Source organism: Lelliottia sp. 489 (genome assembly GCF_050435885.1).
In the GTDB taxonomy this organism is placed as follows: Bacteria; Pseudomonadota; Gammaproteobacteria; order Enterobacterales; family Enterobacteriaceae; genus Enterobacter; species Enterobacter nimipressuralis.
The window spans coordinates 601,522-619,243 of the sequence record NZ_JBNDLC010000002.1 but is presented as its reverse complement, the minus strand read 5'-3'; the positions used below and the strand labels follow the sequence as shown (position 1 = coordinate 619,243).

17 protein-coding genes are annotated in these 17,722 nt (G+C 55.7%); 12 read left to right on the top strand and 5 right to left on the bottom strand.

What is annotated here, in order from left to right:
• Nucleotides 1-2: 2 nt before the first annotated feature.
• The 5 genes from ABIE11_RS10935 to ABIE11_RS10915 all read right to left on the bottom strand — a co-directional run bounded on the left by ABIE11_RS10935 (nt 3) and on the right by ABIE11_RS10915 (nt 6,760).
• A complete protein-coding gene (locus ABIE11_RS10935) occupies nt 3-2,081 on the bottom strand; it encodes an ABC transporter permease (RefSeq protein ID WP_100777487.1) in 2,079 nt (692 codons plus the stop codon).
• 77 nt (nt 2,082-2,158) lie between these two features.
• Nucleotides 2,159-3,190 carry an ABC transporter substrate-binding protein gene (locus ABIE11_RS10930; RefSeq protein ID WP_100777486.1) on the bottom strand — a complete coding sequence of 344 codons (1,032 nt, stop codon included), beginning with the start codon at nt 3,188-3,190 and terminating at the stop codon, nt 2,159-2,161.
• A 12-nt stretch (nt 3,191-3,202) separates the two neighbouring features.
• Nucleotides 3,203-4,504, bottom strand: a complete 1,302-nt coding sequence (uhpC, locus tag ABIE11_RS10925) for an MFS transporter family glucose-6-phosphate receptor UhpC (protein ID WP_429184488.1) — start codon at nt 4,502-4,504, stop codon at nt 3,203-3,205.
• Between the two features lie 85 nt (nt 4,505-4,589).
• Complete coding sequence (locus ABIE11_RS10920; RefSeq protein WP_429184487.1) at nt 4,590-6,131, bottom strand: MASE1 domain-containing sensor histidine kinase; 1,542 nt, start codon at nt 6,129-6,131, stop codon at nt 4,590-4,592.
• Entirely contained in the window at nt 6,131-6,760 is a 630-nt protein-coding gene (locus tag ABIE11_RS10915) for a response regulator (RefSeq protein ID WP_429184486.1), read from the bottom strand. Before ABIE11_RS10915 ends, ABIE11_RS10920 begins: the two co-directional genes overlap by 1 nt.
• Nucleotides 6,761-7,422: 662 nt before the next feature.
• Here ABIE11_RS10915 and ABIE11_RS10910 point away from each other — a divergent pair.
• The 12 genes from ABIE11_RS10910 to tauA all read left to right on the top strand — a co-directional run bounded on the left by ABIE11_RS10910 (nt 7,423) and on the right by tauA (nt 17,719).
• A complete protein-coding gene (locus tag ABIE11_RS10910; RefSeq protein ID WP_429184485.1) occupies nt 7,423-7,938 on the top strand; it encodes a fimbrial protein in 516 nt (171 codons plus the stop codon).
• A gap of 89 nt (nt 7,939-8,027) precedes the next feature.
• Entirely contained in the window at nt 8,028-8,582 is a 555-nt protein-coding gene (locus ABIE11_RS10905) for a fimbrial protein (protein ID WP_100777481.1), read from the top strand.
• A 1-nt stretch (nt 8,583) separates the two neighbouring features.
• Nucleotides 8,584-11,070, top strand: coding sequence for an outer membrane usher protein (locus ABIE11_RS10900; RefSeq protein WP_429184484.1), 2,487 nt, complete (start codon nt 8,584-8,586; stop codon nt 11,068-11,070).
• Nucleotides 11,071-11,102: 32 nt separating this feature from the next.
• Nucleotides 11,103-11,858 (top strand): fimbria/pilus periplasmic chaperone, encoded by a 756-nt coding sequence (locus ABIE11_RS10895; RefSeq protein WP_429184483.1) that lies wholly within the window; start codon nt 11,103-11,105, stop codon nt 11,856-11,858.
• Between the two features lie 18 nt (nt 11,859-11,876).
• Entirely contained in the window at nt 11,877-12,461 is a 585-nt protein-coding gene (locus ABIE11_RS10890; RefSeq protein ID WP_102104415.1) for a fimbrial protein, read from the top strand.
• On the top strand, nt 12,454-12,936 hold the full coding sequence (locus tag ABIE11_RS10885; protein ID WP_102104342.1) for a fimbrial protein: 483 nt from the start codon (nt 12,454-12,456) through the stop codon (nt 12,934-12,936). The genes ABIE11_RS10890 and ABIE11_RS10885 overlap by 8 nt, the downstream gene beginning before the upstream one ends.
• A gap of 11 nt (nt 12,937-12,947) precedes the next feature.
• Entirely contained in the window at nt 12,948-13,811 is an 864-nt protein-coding gene (locus tag ABIE11_RS10880) for a hypothetical protein (RefSeq protein ID WP_102104341.1), read from the top strand.
• Between the two features lie 50 nt (nt 13,812-13,861).
• Entirely contained in the window at nt 13,862-14,584 is a 723-nt protein-coding gene (locus tag ABIE11_RS10875; protein WP_429184482.1) for a cyclic diguanylate phosphodiesterase, read from the top strand.
• A 145-nt stretch (nt 14,585-14,729) separates the two neighbouring features.
• The gene (locus tag ABIE11_RS10870) at nt 14,730-15,467 is read left to right on the top strand and encodes a winged helix-turn-helix domain-containing protein (protein ID WP_102104339.1); all 738 of its coding nucleotides are present in this window, start codon (nt 14,730-14,732) and stop codon (nt 15,465-15,467) included.
• Nucleotides 15,460-15,915, top strand: a complete 456-nt coding sequence (locus tag ABIE11_RS10865; RefSeq protein ID WP_231276382.1) for a hypothetical protein — start codon at nt 15,460-15,462, stop codon at nt 15,913-15,915. Before ABIE11_RS10870 ends, ABIE11_RS10865 begins: the two co-directional genes overlap by 8 nt.
• Before the next feature lie 110 nt (nt 15,916-16,025).
• On the top strand, nt 16,026-16,616 hold the full coding sequence (locus ABIE11_RS10860; protein ID WP_429184481.1) for a hypothetical protein: 591 nt from the start codon (nt 16,026-16,028) through the stop codon (nt 16,614-16,616).
• A 140-nt stretch (nt 16,617-16,756) separates the two neighbouring features.
• A complete protein-coding gene (tauA, locus tag ABIE11_RS10855; RefSeq protein WP_095280932.1) occupies nt 16,757-17,719 on the top strand; it encodes a taurine ABC transporter substrate-binding protein in 963 nt (320 codons plus the stop codon).
• Nucleotides 17,720-17,722 lie beyond the last annotated feature (3 nt).

The window sequence follows — 17,722 nt, the reverse complement described above, 5'->3', positions numbered from 1 at the left end:
TTTTACGCCTGGTTTTTAGCTTTGGAACGGGAGGTACGCGCCTCACCGATCAGCCAGTCAAAGAGGAAAATGATCGCCAGCATGACCACAATCAGGATTGAGCCGTAGGCAATCGCCACGCCGTATTCGCCGTCTTCCACGCGGTTCAGAATGTAGGCCGTGGCCACGCGGGTGTCTGGCGTGACGAGGAACACAATGGCGCTGACGGTAGTAATGGCACGCACGAAGCTGTAGATCAGCGCCGACAGAATCGCCGGGCGCAACAGCGGCAGCAGAATGTGGGTGATGGTGCGCAGGGAGCCCGCGCGCAGGCTAAGAGAGGCCTCATCGAGCGATTTGTCGATCTGCCCTAAGCCCGCAATCCCGGCGCGAATGCCGACCGGCACGTTACGCATCACCATCGAAATAATCACAATCGCCGCGGTGCCGGTGAGGTAAACCGGGGCGCTGTTAAAGGCCAGAATGTACGACACACCCGCCACCGTACCCGGCACGGCGAAGCAGAGCATGGTGGTGAATTCGATGGTCTTTTTGCCTTTGAACTGCTGGCGCACGACGACCCAGGCGATCAGCAGACCAAAACCGGCGGTGATCGGCGCGGCGATCCCGGCGTAGAGCAGGGTATCGAGCAGCGAAGGCCATGCGCCGTCGCTCATGCCCTGGCCGAACAGCTTGATAAAGTTATCCAGCGTCAGGGTGTAATCCACGCCCCAGTTGACCGTAAAGCTGCCGTAGAAAATGCTGCCGTAAAGCAGGGCGTTAAAGGCGATCCACACCGTCAGCAGGGCGACCACGCTCCACACCAGCGTCACCGGCAGGGGCTGCACGTCGCCACGGTAGGATTTGCCGGAGACCGTGACGTACGAGCGCTTGCCGATCCACATGTACTGAATGCAGAACACCAGCAGGGAGAAGACCAGCAGGAACGCGCCGAGGGTGCTGGCGGCCTGATAATCGAGCTGTGAGCCGGTGATGTAGAAGTAGATTTGGGTGGCTAATACGTCGAAGTTACCGCCGAGCACCAGCGGGTTACTGAAGTCAGCCAGCGACTGGACGATGACGATCAGGAACGCATTGGCGAGCGCGGGTTTCAGCAGCGGCACGAAGACGCCGTTAAAGGTCTGCCAGCGGCTGGCGCGCAGCGTATAGGAAGCCTCTTCTAGCGAGGGATGGATGGTTTTGATCGCGCCGTCGAGGATCATAAAAGCCATCGGGGTAAACGCCAGCACCTGCGCCAGCCAGATACCGGTGAAACCGTACAGCCAGTTGGTGTTGGTCAGGCCGAACCAGTCGACCATCAGCTCGGTGATGTAGCCGGAGCGGCCCATCATCAGCGTTACGCCTAAGCCCACCACAAACGGCGGGGTGACGATCGGCAGGATCGAGAAGATGCGGCCAATGATGGCGCTGCGTTTCGCGATGCGGGTGGTGTAGATCGCCAGCACCAGCCCGAAGAAAGTACAGCCGATACCGACGGCAATCGACAGCAGAACGGAGTTGATAATTACCTGCACGATGTGCGCCTGCGACAGCACATTCATAAAGGCCAGCGGGGCGAACTCCCCGGCGTCGTTGGTGAACATCGGAATGAAAATCGCGATGCTCGGCCAGACGATAAAGATACCGATCAGGGCCACAATGGTGATCAGCGAGCCAATCACAAAGCGGTCGCCGCCCAGCCACTCCAGACGCGTCAGCGCCAGAGTCATAATCGCGCCGAGAGCAACGAACAGCACAATGGTGGCGAAGCCTAACCCGCGTCCTTCCACCGTAGCGCTGACGACGATAAAGGCCATGCACAGCAGCGCCCAACCGGCGTCGAGATAGTGGCGGCTGCGCTGCTCGCGCTTCGCTTCGTTAAACGGCCGCACCAGCAGCAGGCTTGGCAGCAAATACCACAGCCAGCTGATATTGAAATGGGACCAGCTGTAGGCGTCGAGAATTTCCTCGCGCGTCGACTCCAGCAGGCCGTAATCGAGGCTCCAGCTCGGCAGCAGCGCAAACGCCAGCCAGCCGACTAAAACCCACAGGAATACCGCATCCCGTTTTTTGACGGGATGAAGAGCGAGTGTGTGTGACATAAGTTTTCCGGGTGTTGAGGAAAATGTTGGCCGGGTCACGCGCAGACGCCACCCGGCATTGACCACGTATCGCGGGCTTATTTACCCATCTTCACGTCGCTGACCCATTTGTTGATCAGCGCTTTGCGCACATCCGTTGAGCCGTACTTGTCCATGTCGTAGCTAATCAGCTTCAGATCGTCGAGTTTCAGGGAGTTCGGCGACGTCTCGGCGGTGGTGTTGGTCAGGATTTGGTAGGATTTGCCTTTCTTCCACGCCAGTTCCTGCGCCTCTTTTGACAGCACCCAGTCCACGAACAGCTTCGCGTTCTCTTCGTTACGCGCGCCTTTCAGAATGCTGACGCCGCCGATCTCATACCCGGTGCCTTCGCACGGTGAAATCAGCTCCAGCGGTGCGCCCTGTTCTTTTTCCAGCGAGTAGTCGTGCAGGAAACCAATGCCGATGGCGGTTTCACCGCGCGCGGCGTTACGCGCCGGGGCGATGCCGGATTTGGTGTACTGGGAGACATTGCCGTTGAGCTGTTTCAGGTAGTCGAACGCCTGATCTTCGCCCCACAGCTGCACGAAGGTTGCCAGCGCGGTATAGGCGGTGCCGGAGCTTTGCGGATCGGCGATCTGGATCTCGCCTTTGTATTCCGGCTTGGTCAGATCTTTCCAGCACTTCGGTACCGGCAGGTTTTTCTCTTTCAGGCGCTGGGTGTTGACGCCAAAGCCCAAAATACCGACGTAAACGGCGGAGGAGAGGTTGCCTTTCACCTTGGCGGGATCGCGGAATTTCTCCATGATCTGCTCAAGATTTTTTGATTTGTATGGCTGCAGCAGCCCCATTTCACCGGCCTGAGACTGAGGGTCCAGCGTGCCGCCGTACCAGACGTCTGCCTGCGGGTTTTTCTTCTCGGCATCGACTTTCGCCAGCGTGCTGCCGGAGCCGTTGCGGATAAACGAGGTTTTGACGTCGTACTTATCGCCGAACGCTTTGGTTTCGACTTCGCACATTTCGTTAGTGGCGCTGCAATAGACCACCAGACGGCCTTTGGCCTGTGCGGCACCGGTCAAGGTAGCCAGCGCGATCCCGGAAGCAATGAGGGTAGAGAGAAGCGTTGTTTTCATTATTCAGCCCTTTTAAGACGTTATGTGACTGCGAGAAGCGGTGATGCCCGACATCAGCAGCGGCATCAGTAATAAACCCATCAGTACGGCGGCGATGGAGAGCAAACTGAACATCCCCGACCAGCCGTAATGTTCAATAACCAGTGACAACGGCCATCCGGCAAGCGACGCCCCCAGATAGGCAAAGACGCCGAGAAAACCGGTAATTGAGCCTGCTGCCTGCTTGTGTCCGCATTCGACGGCGGCAAGACCAATCAGCATTTGCGGCCCAAAGACAAAAAATCCGACCGCAAAAAAACAGATCGCCAGCAGGGCGTAGTGGTGAACCGGCGCCAGCCACAGTGCGGCGACAGAAACCATCAGGCCCAGCGTGAAGAGCAAAATCATCGGCGCACGTTGCCCGCTGAACAGCAGATCCGAGCCCCATCCGGCGAACAGCGCGCCGAGCAAACCGCCGACCTCAAACAGCATCACCGTCGCGTTGGCGCTGAGCAGATTGACGCCGTGGCTCTCCGACAGCCAGATGTTCCCCCAGTCGTTCAGCGCGATGCGGATCAAATAGACCAGCACATAGGAGGTGCCGAGCAGCCAGATCATCGGGTTTTGCAGCATGGTGGTGCGTAACATCTGCCACAAACCCATCGGCGGACTTTGCTGCTCCTGGCGCAGCTCCAGCGGATCGTTGCGCCACTCCCCGACCGTTGGCAGACCCTCTTCCTGCGGTGTCCCCCGCAGTTGCGTGGTCAGCCAAATGCCGAGCACAATGCTGATAATCCCCGGTGTCAGCATCGCCGCCTGCCAGCCCCAGAGATGGGCGGCAAAGGCACATATCAGCGGAATAATCGCCCCACCGATGTTGATGGAGGTATTCCAGCATCCCCACCAGAAGCCGCGCTCGTTACGCGAATACCAGTGGGTGAGCAGGCGCGCGCAGGGCGGCCAGCCCCATCCCTGAAAGAATCCGTTCAACGTCCAGATGAACAGCAGCAGGCCAAACGAATCGCTGAAGGTAAACAGCACGTTCAGCACCCCGGTGGCCAGCAGGCCGATCCCCATAAACGCCCGCTGCCCGTGGCGGTCATGCCACAGTCCGGCGGCAAATTTCGACAGACCGTAGCTCAGATAAAACAGCGACCCGATAAGCCCGATATCGCTTTTACTCAGTCCCAAATCCATCTGCAGGGCGGGCAGAACGTAATTGACGCTTTTACGCGTCAGGTAAAACGCCGCGTAGCCCACCACCATGCACAGCAACAAGCGTGGGCGCAGGGCCCGATAGCGTTGAGAAATCTGTTCAGCAGACAGTGCGTGCATGGCGTTCTCCGTTTGAGCTGACTGTAAGGAAGTGCAAGGCAAAAGGGATGAGAGAAAGTCTGGAGTGACTAAGACTTTTTCCTGGTTAGTGCGGTGTTTGTTGCAAAATTGTGGGCAGGTTAACAATTACGCGCGTGCCGCCCTGCGACTCAAGGGTAAATTCACCGCCCAGGGCGTGTACGCGCTCGCGCATGCCCTGAATACCAAAGCCGGGTGCATTGTCCGGCGCAATTCCGCTGCCGTTGTCCGTGACCTCCAGCAACAGGCGACCATGGTGCTGGCGCAAGACGATCCGCACTTCGCTGGCGTCTGCGTGTTTGCTGACGTTATTCAGCAACTCCTGCAACAGGCGATAGAGGGTAAAGACCAGGGTCTCGTTTTGCGGCGGGGCGGCCAGTTGCCAGTCAAAACGGCAGTCGATGCCGCGCTCGGCAAAGGCGAATTCGTTCACCAGATGGTGCAGCGCCTCCTGAAGCGAGAGTTCATCCAGCACCGGCGGACGCAGCTGGCGCAACAGCTGGCGGGTAGAATGGTGGATGCGTCGCGCCAGCTCGTTGATCTGCCCGGCGGCTTCCACCGCCAGAGGGGTATCTCCCGCGCGTTTGACTAACTGGGACTGGATCTGAATCGCCGTGATGTTCTGGCCGATTTCGTCGTGCAGCTCGCGCGCCAGATGCTTGCGGGTATCTTCTTCCGTGTGGATCAGCTTTTCGGTCAGCGCCCGACGGGCCTGCAGCTCCGCTTCGAGCCTGCGGCGATAGTGATCGAGATTCAGCGCCAATTGCTGCTGACGGCTGATGGCGATCCCCAGCCCGATGCCGAGCAGGGACTGGGTGGCGAGAAAAATCTCCAGCTCCAGCAGGTCCGAAAACCCCACGCCCACCTGACGGGCAATGGTGATCATCATGCTGCCGAGCAGACCGGAGAGCACGCCGCCCTGCCAGCCGAATTTCCACGCCATCACCACATTTGGCAGGAACACCACAATCAGCAGCAGGCGTTCCAGGGCGGGGGAGAGCACCATCTGCGTGCCGATCCCGATGATGAAAAACAGGCTGCACCAGATGATCAGCGACGTGCGCAGGGGCGGATTGGTCGTGTCCAGCCCGAGAAGATGGTAGCGATGTTGCTGGCGTAAAAACTCAAACACCAGATAGACGAACGGTGTCAGCAGCACGCCGCCGGTAAAAGAGGCCAGCCCCAGGAGCGTAGCGGGGCTTTGCAGAAACGGTGCGAGACACAGGGTTTGCAGCAGCGCGTTGACGCTCACCGCCGCAATCAGCAGCGACAGCCGCTGCCAGTACAGGGGAAAACGGTGCCAGTAGCGTTGCACCGCGTAAGCACTGAGTAGCCCGAGGGGCGGCGCGGCCAGCATCAGATAGCTTGTCAGTAATTGCTCACTGTGCAGCCAGAGAATGGCGGCGAGCGTCGGCAATACCACGGCGGGCCAGAAACGGCGCGACAGGAGGATCAGCAGCGCCAGATAGACGCCCTGTGGCAGAAAAAGCACCGCCTGCTGGCCGTTGTGAGTGAGATAAAAACTGAGCGTCCACAGCATCAGCCAGCCGGTTCCCCAGGCCAGCATAATAAACAGGGAGAGAACAATGTGCCGCAGGGAGCGCCGCATCAGTGGCCCGTCAGCAGCTGATTGTCGAGAGCGAAATGCACCAGCTCTATGGTGCTGCTGCACTGCAATTTTCCCAGCACGTTGGCGCGGTGGACGTGAACCGTCTTATGGCTCAACTCGAGAGTAAAGGCGATGGCTTTGACGCTTTCGCCTTTTACCAGCAGGTCGAACACCTCCCGCTCGCGCGGGGTGAGGACATTGAGCACTTTCGACACCGGCTGGCCGCCACGCAGGGCTTTGACCGCGTCGGCGCAGAGATAGTGGCCGCCCATGCCGACGGAGCGCACCGCCTGCACCAGCTCTTCCGGGCCGCAGCGCTTGGTGAGATACCCGCTGGCTCCGGCGTCGAGCGCGCTTTGCACGAAAGCAGGTGTGTCATAGATGCTCAAAATGATGGCGCGAAACGTCGGGCGCTGCTGGCGCAGACGCTTGAGCAGGCTAAGCCCGTTTTCATCGGGCATGGCGACATCCAGCACCGCGACGTCAATCTCGCTGTGGGTTAACGCCGACCAGGCGTCAGCCGCACTGCTGTACTGGCCTTCGACCACCAGGTCGTCCTCCAGATTTAACAGCTGCGCAAAACCCGACCGCACTACCACATGGTCATCCACCAGCACCACTTTGATCATTGCTTATTTCTCTTGCCGAAGTTGATATCCATGATGCCTGTTGCGCCGGGGGTGGCAATAAGCTGAGCACGGATATGTAACCTGTGTAACATAAATGCAATAAATTAAAAACCTCAACGAATATTCCAGCGTGTTTCAGGCGGCGCAGCGGATATCGCCATTTTCAGGGCGGGGAGTAGGCGGCGCCTTTATATATGAATAAATCCGCGCGTTTATTGATGTATTGTGAAATTGGGTAAAGAAGATGTAACGCGCTGCGGCAACAGGCGCTGATTTTACGTCTGTCTCTCGGGCCTGATTCGTTAACTCATGGTTCGATAATCTATTATTTTGCATTTTGTTAGTATTAAAACCTAATGCTGAGATCTGCTGTATTTATTATTCTAATTTTATCTCTTATTTGTTGAAGTTGTTTGTTATTGACTGAAAGGGCTATTTCGCCTTTTTTTTCGGTCATTACGGGTTACTATTTATTGCATCAGTGAGGCGTAAGCCGAAATACGAAAATGGCTTTGAACTTGCTGGTGAATATGTTTAGAGATTTTTTGATTTGTGAAGGAATGACGCCAGAGCATTAATCTGGCGCGGGAGTGTTTTACTCAAAATTCATTAATCAAAAATCTTATTTGTGTGTCATTTCCTTAATTACAGGACCACTTTTTATGAAACTGAATAACGTTTTTTCTGCTCTGGTATTGGCTTCAGGTTTAACTGCATTTGGCGCTCAGGCCGATCAAGGTAGCGGTGTGGTGACCTTCACCGGCTCCGTGATTGACGCGCCATGCTCCGTTGCGGCGGGCGATGACGATCAGACCATCGACCTGGGTCAGGTTTCCAGCTCTGCGGTAGCAAACGGCGGGACTTCTACTCCGATTCCTTTCTACATCCACCTGGAAAACTGCTCTGTTGATACGGCAAACACCGTTTCCACCACCTTTACCGGCGCAAATTCCAGCGTTGACGGCGCGGTACTGGGTGTGACCGGTTCTGCCACCGACGTGGGCATCGTGATGACTGACGGCGACAGCAACACCATCACGCTGGGCGAAGCGACCGCAGGCCAGACCCTTCAGAATGGCGACAACACCCTGGCTTATTCCGCCTACATCATCGGTGGCGAAGCACCAACCGAAGGTGATTTCACCGGCGTGACGAACTGGACTCTGGCATACGAATAAGGTTTTCCCTTATTTCACGATGTTATTCAGGCGGCCTGTCCGGGCCGTCTGAAATTGAACTTTGACCGAATAAGAGAAAAGGGATTGCGATGCATATTTTAATATCTACATCGACACCGCCGATCGTGAAAATCTTCCTTTTTCTCCTGTCTGGTTATTGCCTGCCATTACTGGCGGCAAACCAGGGGGACGGCGCGGTATTCATTAAAGGGGAGGTGCTTTATACCCCCTGCGCAATTGATCTTGATAGCCGCGATCAGACGATTGATATGGGAGAAACGCCCGTCGCCGAAATAGCCACCAAAGGCTACGGCCCAACGCGTCATTTTACCGTTCGTTTAATTAATTGCCTGATGTTGCCATCACCAGGGCACAGCCTGTTCGACTCTGAGTATTACCAAATAACCTTCGATCCCATGACCGGAACAGAACGTTTTGGCATTCGCGGAGAGGCCGAGGGCATTGAGCTGACCCTGCGCGACACCGAGGGGAACCGCGCCCTGCCAGGCGTGGCGCTTCCGGCGAAAGAGGTGACGCAGGGAACGCTCGATCTTCACTACGCGCTGCAGATTATCAGCGACGGTAAGCCTCTGAAATCAGGCGCTTATCAGTCTCTGATTCGCTTCAGAATGGATTATTACTGAGATGCATAAAAAGACTCTGCCACGATTCAGACGCTCGACCCTCAGTATGCTTATTCTGGGGATGCTTCTGCCGGTTTCAGCGCCCTGGGCTGATGATGATATCCAGTTCAACACTGATGTGCTGGATACCCAGGACAAAGACAATATCGATCTTAGCCATTTCTCCCGTCGCGGCTACGTGATGCCAGGCGAATACACCTTCACCATTATGGTGAACAAGGAGAGCCTGCGGGAAGAGCAGATTGTGGTTTATCCCGAGGGCGAAAATGGCCAGCAGAGCCTGATCTGCCTGACGCCCGATCAGCTCTCACGCTTCAATCTGAAATCCAGCGTGATGAACGATCTGCGCTGGCTGCGTGACGGCCAGTGTCTGGATAAGAGCAGTCTGGAAGGGCTGGAGATCCGCGTCGACCTGGCGAAAGACACGCTCTATCTGGCCGTCCCGCAGGCTTACCTTGAATTCACCGCCCCGAACTGGGACCCGCCGTCGCGCTGGGATGAGGGGATCCCTGGGGTGATGGCCGATTACAACCTCAACATGCAGACCCAGCACTCGGTGAATGCGTCTGACAGCCAGAGTCTGAGCGGAACCGGCGTTTTTGGGGCCAACCTCGGGCCGTGGCGCGCCCGCGCCGACTGGCAGACCAACTGGGACAAGCGTAACGGTACCACGGATAAAGATTTTAGCTTCAGCCGCTACTACCTCTATCGCGCCATTCCGTCGCTGAAGGCCAAGCTGACGATGGGCGAGGATTACCTTAGCTCGGACATTTTTGACACCTTCCGCTTTACCGGGGTGAGCCTGAACTCAGATCTCAGCATGCTGCCGCCGAGCCTGCGCGGGTACGCGCCGGAAGTGACAGGCATCGCCCGCTCCGGTGGTAAAGTGACGATCAGCCAGCAAGGGCGCGTGCTCTATGAAACCCAGGTGGCGGCGGGGCCGTTTCGTATTCAGGAGCTGAATGACGCGGTTTCCGGCACTCTGGATGTGCGGGTGGAAGAGCTGGATGGAAGCGTGCAAACCTTCCAGGTGACGACGGCCTCTGTGCCTTATCTGACGCGCCCCGGCGCGGTGCGCTATAAGCTGGCGGCGGGGAAACCCTCCGAGTGGGAGCACAGCATGACCGGGCCGCTGTTTACCTCCGGCGAAGCCTCCTGGGGGATCGCCAACGGCTGGACGCTGTATGGCGGCACGGTGGTGGGCGGAGACTATAACGCCCTGTCGGCAGGGGTGGGACGCGATCTCTACCTGCTGGGGGCGCTCGCCGCCGATATCACCCAGTCGCGCGCGTCGCTGCCGTCTGAAGGCACGCTGTCAGGCACATCGTACCGGGTCAGCTACTCCAAAACCTTCGATGAATACGACAGCCAGGTGACCTTCGCGGGCTACCGTTTCTCCGAGCGCGACTTTATGAACATGTCGGAATATCTCGACGCGCGCTACGGCAGCGGGGCGTCTCACAGCCCGAAAGAGAAATACACGCTCTCCTTCAACAAGCGCTTTCGCGAGCTGGGGCTGAGCACCTATCTGAACTACAGCCACCAGACCTACTGGAACAGCGCCGATAACGATCGCCTGACGCTCTCCATGTCGCGCTACATCGACGTCGGGCCGTTCAAAAACATGAGCGTCTCTCTGTCCGTGTATCGCAGCGAATACTACTCCCTGAAGGATGACGGCGCGTATGTGTCGATTTCACTGCCGATTGGCAACGGCACGTCACTGAGCTACGGCGCCACCGTCAACCGCACGGATAACACGCATCGCGTGAGCTATTACGGCCGCCTCGATGAGCACAACAGCTTCCAGGTCAGCAGTGGCCTTTCGCGCAGCGGCCCGACGGGCTACGGCTACTACACCTGGCAGGGCGACAGCGCGCAGGTTCAGGCCAATGCCAGCTATCAGTCCGGCAACTACAGCGCCCTGGGGATGACCCTCAACGGTGGAGTGACGATGACCACGGAAGGCGGCGCGGCGCACCGCTCCAACGCGCGCGGCGGAAGCCGGGTGCTGGTGGATACCGCAGGGGTGAGCGGCGTGCCGGTGAAAGGCTTTGGCGCTTCGGTCAAGACCAACCACTTTGGCAAGGCGGTGATTGCAGACGTGAACAGCTACTACCGCAACCCGATCCGCATCGACGTGGACAAACTGGACGAAAACGCCGACGTCACCCGCTCTGTCTCCCAGGCCACCCTCACCGAAGGGGCCATCGGCTATCGCCAGTTCGATGTGATTGCCGGGGGCAAAGCGATGGCGTTTATCCGCAAAGCGGACGGCAGTTTCCCGCCGTTTGGCGCCTCTGTGGTGAACACCAAAAATCAGGAAACCGGCGTCGTGAACGACGAAGGGAGCGTCTGGCTGAGCGGCATCCAGGCCAATGGAAAAATGACCGTGAAATGGGACGGCAAAGCCCGCTGCGTGGTGAACCTGCCACCTGTTCTTCCGCAGGTCCTGGATAACCTGCTTTTAACCTGCGCGCCGGAATAAACCGGCCAAGAAAACGAGATGAGCTGACTAAGATGACGATTGTACGATTGGATGCACTGGCAGGCATCGCACTGGCATTTACCGCTGTCGCCCCCCAGGCCAACGCCGCCGTGGCGCTGGACCGTACCCGGGTAATTTTTGACGGTGCGGCGAAATCCGTCAGCCTGCGGATCACTAACGAAAACAAAACCCTGCCGTATCTGGCGCAGGGCTGGGTGGAAGATCCTCAGGGCAACAAAATCACCGATCCGCTGGTGTTGCTCCCGCCGGTTCAGCGCATTGAGCCAGGCGAGCAGAGTCAGATCAAGGTGCAATCCACTTCTTCGATCCAGCGTCTGCCGCAGGATCGCGAGTCGCTGTTCTACTTTAACCTGCGCGAGATCCCGCCGAAAAGCACCCGGCCTAACACCCTGCAGCTGGCGCTCCAGACTCGCATCAAGCTGTTTTATCGCCCTTCTGCCATCGAAGTGAAACGCACGGATTACGCCACGCCGTTCCAGGAACAGCTCACGTTGATGCGTGAAGGGGATAAGTACCGCATCACCAATCCGACGCCGTATTTCATCTCGCTGGTGAATGCGTCGTCGACACTGACCGGCAAAGCCGCGGCGGGGTTTAAGCCGGTGATGGTAGAGCCGAAAGGGCAGCTGGTTCTCGCGCCTTCCGCGTCGGCACTGGGCGCTGCGCCAGTCCTGACCTATGTGAATGACTTTGGCGGACGCGCGAAGCTGGTCTTTAGCTGCGGCGGCAATACGTGCAAGGCCGTTGCGCAGGAAAAGAAAAAGTAAGTGATTTCGGGAGGCGCGATGAAATTCAGAGAGTGGAAAAAAGGGTGTGCGCTGGGGCTGCTGCTCGCCGCAGGACCCGCCGCTGCCGATGATGTGGCGCTGGTGGACGGCGAGTATGGCCTGCTGCAGGTCTACGGCGCGTTAACCGAGAGCGCCTGTCGGCTGGCGATGGAGTCGGCGTGGCAGGAGATCGACATGGGCACTACCGCCACCGGTGAGCTGAAAAAGCCGGGTGACCAGGGGACGCCCGTGCGAGTGGCGATCCGGCTCGAAGATTGTCTCCCTTCGCCCGCGACTATTCGCGACGCCTGGAGCGGGAATTTGCTCTGGAGCCGCGATCAGCCTTCCGTCACCGTCAGCTTTGTGGCACCGGGTGAGGTCTTGAATCCCGGTCTGGTGCGCGTGTCCGGCACCAGCGGGGTGGCGCTGCGCCTGACCGATCGCGATCACCGTGATGTGCGGCTGGGAAGCGAAGGTCAGCCGCTGCTGCTTGAGCCTGGCGGCAACACGCTCTTCTACTATATCGCGCCGGAACGTACCGCTGCTCCGCTGGTGGCGGGTGCGTGGAATGCGCTAATCCACTTCAGGCTTAACTATGACTAGTTTCTTTGTCCGCCTGCTGTCAGGCGCATCCGGGCTACTGCTGACGACCGCCTGTTTTGCCGCCCTAACGGTGAATGTGACCGGGGTGATCGTCGAGGGCGTCTGTGAAATTAATAACGGCGAAACCATTCACGTCGACTTCGGCAATAACCTGCAGTCGAAGCAGATCGATGGCGAGCATTTTATGCAGAACATTGATTACACGCTGGCCTGCGAGGATCTGAATTCCAACGATCTGGAGATGCAGTTCGAGGGCACCGCGACGTCGTTTAGCGATGATTATCTCGCCACCGACCGCGAGGGGCTGGGTATCAAGCTGTATATGAACGGTGAGTCGATGCCGCTCAATACCTGGATGCCGTTCACCTGGCCGGAAGTACCGGTCTTGCAGGCCGCGCCTGTCAAAAGCGATGCGACCGAGGTGGAAACCGGCGTTTTTACCGCCTCCGCCACCCTGAAAATTCAGTACCAGTAAGGGATATTCTGATGAAACGATTGATGTACGCCATGATATTGCTGGGAGGGCTGGCCACGAGCCAGAATGCTTCGGCGTCGATCTGGACCTGGATTGATACGCTGGAAACCTGCACCATCGCGACCTATTGCTACGACTACACGTTTACCATTTCCGACTGGGATGAGGAGGATTCCACCCCCAATCCCTGCTATGGCTTAACGGCATGTACGATTTTTATAGGCCATCGGCATAACGCAGCCGGCACCTCTGGACTTAACACGCCCCGTTCGTGGGGGTCTGGGAACTATCCGTTTTTATTAACGGCAGAGACGATGGGAGATCTCGGAAAAGAGTTGAAAACGGTCTTTGCGTTGCCTTTCACGTCCACCACGCGGCACAACGGGACGACGGTAGCGACCGAAGAGTGCGTCGGAATCTTTTATGCGGCCGGGAAAGAGCTGGGCAGCAACGCCTCTGAAATTAACTCTTCGACGTTTCAAGATTATCCGTTAATGCCAAACAGTATCTGCGGCGCCGCTCCTGCACCGAGTGGTTCCTGTGATTTCGATCAGGATGTGCTGACCCTCGATCACGGCACGCTGAGTCGTAAGGAGCTGGAGGGCCATGAGGTGAGCGAAAATGTGAGCATCAGCTGCACGACCTCGCAAACGCTGAAACTCTATATTTACTCCGCCGACAAAGTGGATCTGCGCGATGACGGCAGCCTCTATTCTGAGCTTTATATGAACGACAACGTGCTTGGAACATCGGGCTTTACGCTGGATGTCGAAGCGCGGGACAACGTTACGGTTAAGTCGGTGCTGCGCACCAACGGTACGCCGGAAGCGGGCGAGTTTTCTGGCTCAACGATCATGCTGATCACGGTGGAATGATGAACATACCTGAATCCTCTTTGAACAGCGTCGATCTCTATTGCGCCCTGATGATGGGGGAGATCGTCCCTTATTATCAGCCGGTGATTGATGCCCGTACTCAGACTCTTCACGGGCTGGAAGTGCTCATGCGCTGGGCTCTCGCCGATGTGGACGTAACGCCCGTGGCGCTGATCAGCGCCTTTGAAGAAAATGGGCTGCTGTCGGAAATGACCCAGCACCTGCTGCGCCAGGTGGCCGACGATATTAACGAGCTGGATGCGCTGCTGCCGGAGGGATTACATCTGTCATTTAACGCAAGCCCTGCACAGGTCGAAAAACCGGGCTTTGTTTTCGACACCCTTTCGTTTCTTGCCGCGCTGCCGCTGGAGAAATATCGGCTGGTCGTGGAAGTGACCGAAGCGCGGCCCCTGGCAAATACACCGGAAGTGGCGGGGACTATTCTGAAATTACAGCTTGCGGACGTTGCGGTCTATTTTGACGATTTTGGAACCGGTTGTGCGAATCTGAATTGTATTGAGCAATTCAATGTCGATGGATTAAAAATCGACCGTTTATTTGTCGAGGGATTATCGCAAGGAAAGTGCTCCGCGACGATTATTTCCCTGATTGCCGGACTTGCGCAGTCACAAAATCTCGCACTCATTGCCGAAGGCGTGGAGACACCAGGACAATCTCAGGCGCTTTGTGAAATGGGGATTCAGATCCAACAGGGTTATCTATTTTCAAATGCATTGAGTAAAGCGCAATTACAACAATATCTTGCGGCCTGAATGGTATATTTCCATCAAAAAAATGTGGTTTATTTGTTTGACTGAATTTCAGGTATTTTGTCACCCCTATTCATATACGCTAAAATGGTTATTGGCATTATCGCCATAAAAAGTGTGGATTAATATTGGAGCTGGTGACAGTGCTATGCATTTTATAATAAACAAAAAAGTCTCTTTTAAGGTGGCAGAGAGGACGATATCGGATGATAAAGATCAGCATTTGCTTTCCAATCCGGCGTGTCGGCTTTTACTGGTGTTGTTGGAGAATAATAATAAGCTCATGACGCGAGAGAACCTCTTGCAGAAGGTATGGGGAGATTTTGGATTGACGCCTTCGAGCAATAGTCTGAACAATAATGTCAGCATACTGCGTAAAATTTTTTCAGAATTCGATATTCATGATGTGCTGAAAACAATCCCCAAGCAGGGGTTTACGCTGATGATTGACGATCTGCAATTCAATGAGAAATCACGTGACTATATGGTGATGCAGGCCATCTCCCAGCCAGATAACGAGCCGGGTGTCAATAAGAGCTGGCTGATAGGCGCAGCCGCCACACTTTCCATGATTATTGCCGTGGTGGTGGCGCTGTATTTTAATTTTTTTGGAAAACGAGATGAGGTCATTTTTTATAAACAAGTGAATGAGTGCAAAATATACTATTTCAACGGCGTCAACGTGAATCGTGTCGAGCGCTATTTCGCGGATGGCAAGGGGGCAACGTTATTACAGAAATGCGCTACGCCACATAACATTTATTACGATGACAGCAAGCTCCATGAAAAAACGGATCTTCTCGAAATCATTGTCGCAAAATGCACGCTGGATGTGAAAGGGGCGCTGGGTGAATGTAAAAACTTCGTCACGACTAAAGGTGATTAGTCTCGTCGCTGTTCTTATCCTGTTGTTTGTAGGTGCGCTGCTCTATGTGCCGCAGAGCGAAAGCGATCTCGATTGTACCGCCGATATCAATCTGAATATGGATGATGGCGAACAAAAACTGGATGCCAGAATTCATCTCGCGGTCCATTTTGTTCCCGATGCTCGCAGTTATATTACCGAGTATGGCGTGGTGAATTACGGTGATCAACGCTACATCGTCGACCGTTATGTGCGGCTACGTTATTCCGATGACAGTAACCATGCTTTTGTTGAATTCCAGCGCGAGGGAATTGATAAAAATAGTTCCGAAACGCTGCCTGAGGTTCTGTCTCAAAAATTAACGTCGGCGCAAAAAGTCTTTTTCTTTAAAGTAAGGAAATTACACAACGAAATCTGGAGTATTAGTGATTTACGGCGAACCGTATTGGTGTGCTCTGAAACGGAATAACTCTGTCTCTACGTAGTTTTCGTTGATAATTGCCTGTTCTGACCCTTTAAATATAAAGGGTCAGCGTTCCCCTGTGCTTTTTTTACTGAATAGCTTGATGGTGTAATTGAATGTCTTCAATTGTTTTAATAACAAAAGATAACTATTTGTACGATGGAATTAAGCAATTCCTGCCGCTTCGTCATTGGCAGGAGCTTACTTCTGCGAAAGAACACGCGCGTGAATGTGCAGTATTAATTGATAGTCGGGTCCCGTTACGTTTTCTGGAAAACGCTTATTTATGGCTGTCTGCCACATTCGATAAAACCAAGGCATTAGTCCTGCAAATGGAGAATGAAACCTGTCAGGCGTCGCCGACACTCAGACGGCATCGGGCCGTCGACATGCGATCCTCCTGCGAGAAAGTGGCATTGGACATCCTGACTGAACTGGAAACGTTTTCGTCTGATAAATGGCAGCGTAAGATTTACGTTGAAATTAATGAGCTTGAGAGAACCCTCATCACGAGTTTACTGGCCGGGGTGTGTATTGGGGAGATCGCCGAAATGCTGAACTGCTCGCAAAAACAGGTCTATAAATTGCGCGACAAAATGAGCCATCGATTGAATGCCAAACACTTCTATAGCGTTTGCCAGTATGTGTTTCGTCATGACCTGCTAACCCGGCAGTATATTCTGCCCAACACCTGGCTGCGCGGCTGAGGTGAGTTATCTCTTTTTTCACTTTGCTTTGCACTTCTTTATCTAAAAACTGTTAGGAATTACAGATTCTTTTTTATTCCTTTATCAAAATTCCCGCGCCAGAAATACTGCTCCCATAACAAGAGAGGGGAGCAGACATTATGGCAATTTCATCGCGTATCACATTACTCGGCGCACTGGCGCTGTGGGCATTTCAGGCGCAGGCGGTCGATGTGACCGTCGCGTATCAAACTTCCGCTGAACCGGCGAAAGTCGCGCAGGCGGACAACACCTTCGCCAAAGAGAGCGGGGCAAAAGTCGACTGGCGCAAGTTCGACAGCGGCGCGAGCATCGTGCGGGCGCTGGCGTCGGGCGATGTGCAGATCGGTAATCTCGGCTCAAGCCCGCTCGCCGTGGCGGCGAGCCAGCAGGTGCCGATTGAAGTGTTTCTTTTGGCCTCGCAGCTCGGCAATTCCGAAGCGCTGGTGGTGAAGAAAAATATCACGAAGCCCGAAGATCTGATCGGTAAACGCATTGCGGTGCCGTTTATCTCAACCACCCACTACAGCCTGCTGGCGGCCCTGAAACACTGGGGGATCAAGCCGGGTCAGGTGCAGATTCTGAACCTGCAGCCGCCGGCAATTATCGCCGCCTGGCAGCGCGGGGATATTGACGGGGCCTATGTCTGGGCACCGGCAGTCAACGAACTGGAAAAAGACGGTACCGTGCTGACCGACTCGGAAAAAGTGGGTCAGTGGGGCGCGCCGACCCTGGACGTTTGGGTGGTGCGCAAGGATTTCGCCGAGAAACATCCTGAGGTGGTGAAAGCCTTCGCCAAAAGTGCCATCGACGCCCAACAGCCCTATATCGAAAATCCGGATGAGTGGCTGAAACAGCCTGCCAATCTGGAAAAACTCTCGCGCCTGAGCGGGGTGCCTGAGTCCGATGTGCCGGGGCTGGTGAAGGGCAACACCTATCTGACGCCTGCGCAACAGGTACAGCAGCTTTCGGGACCAGTGAATAAAGCGATTGTCGATACCGCCGGGTTCCTGAAAGAGCAGGGCAAAGTGCCTGCGGTAGCGGCGGATTACAGCCAGTTCGTGACCGATCGTTTTGTGAAGTAACGG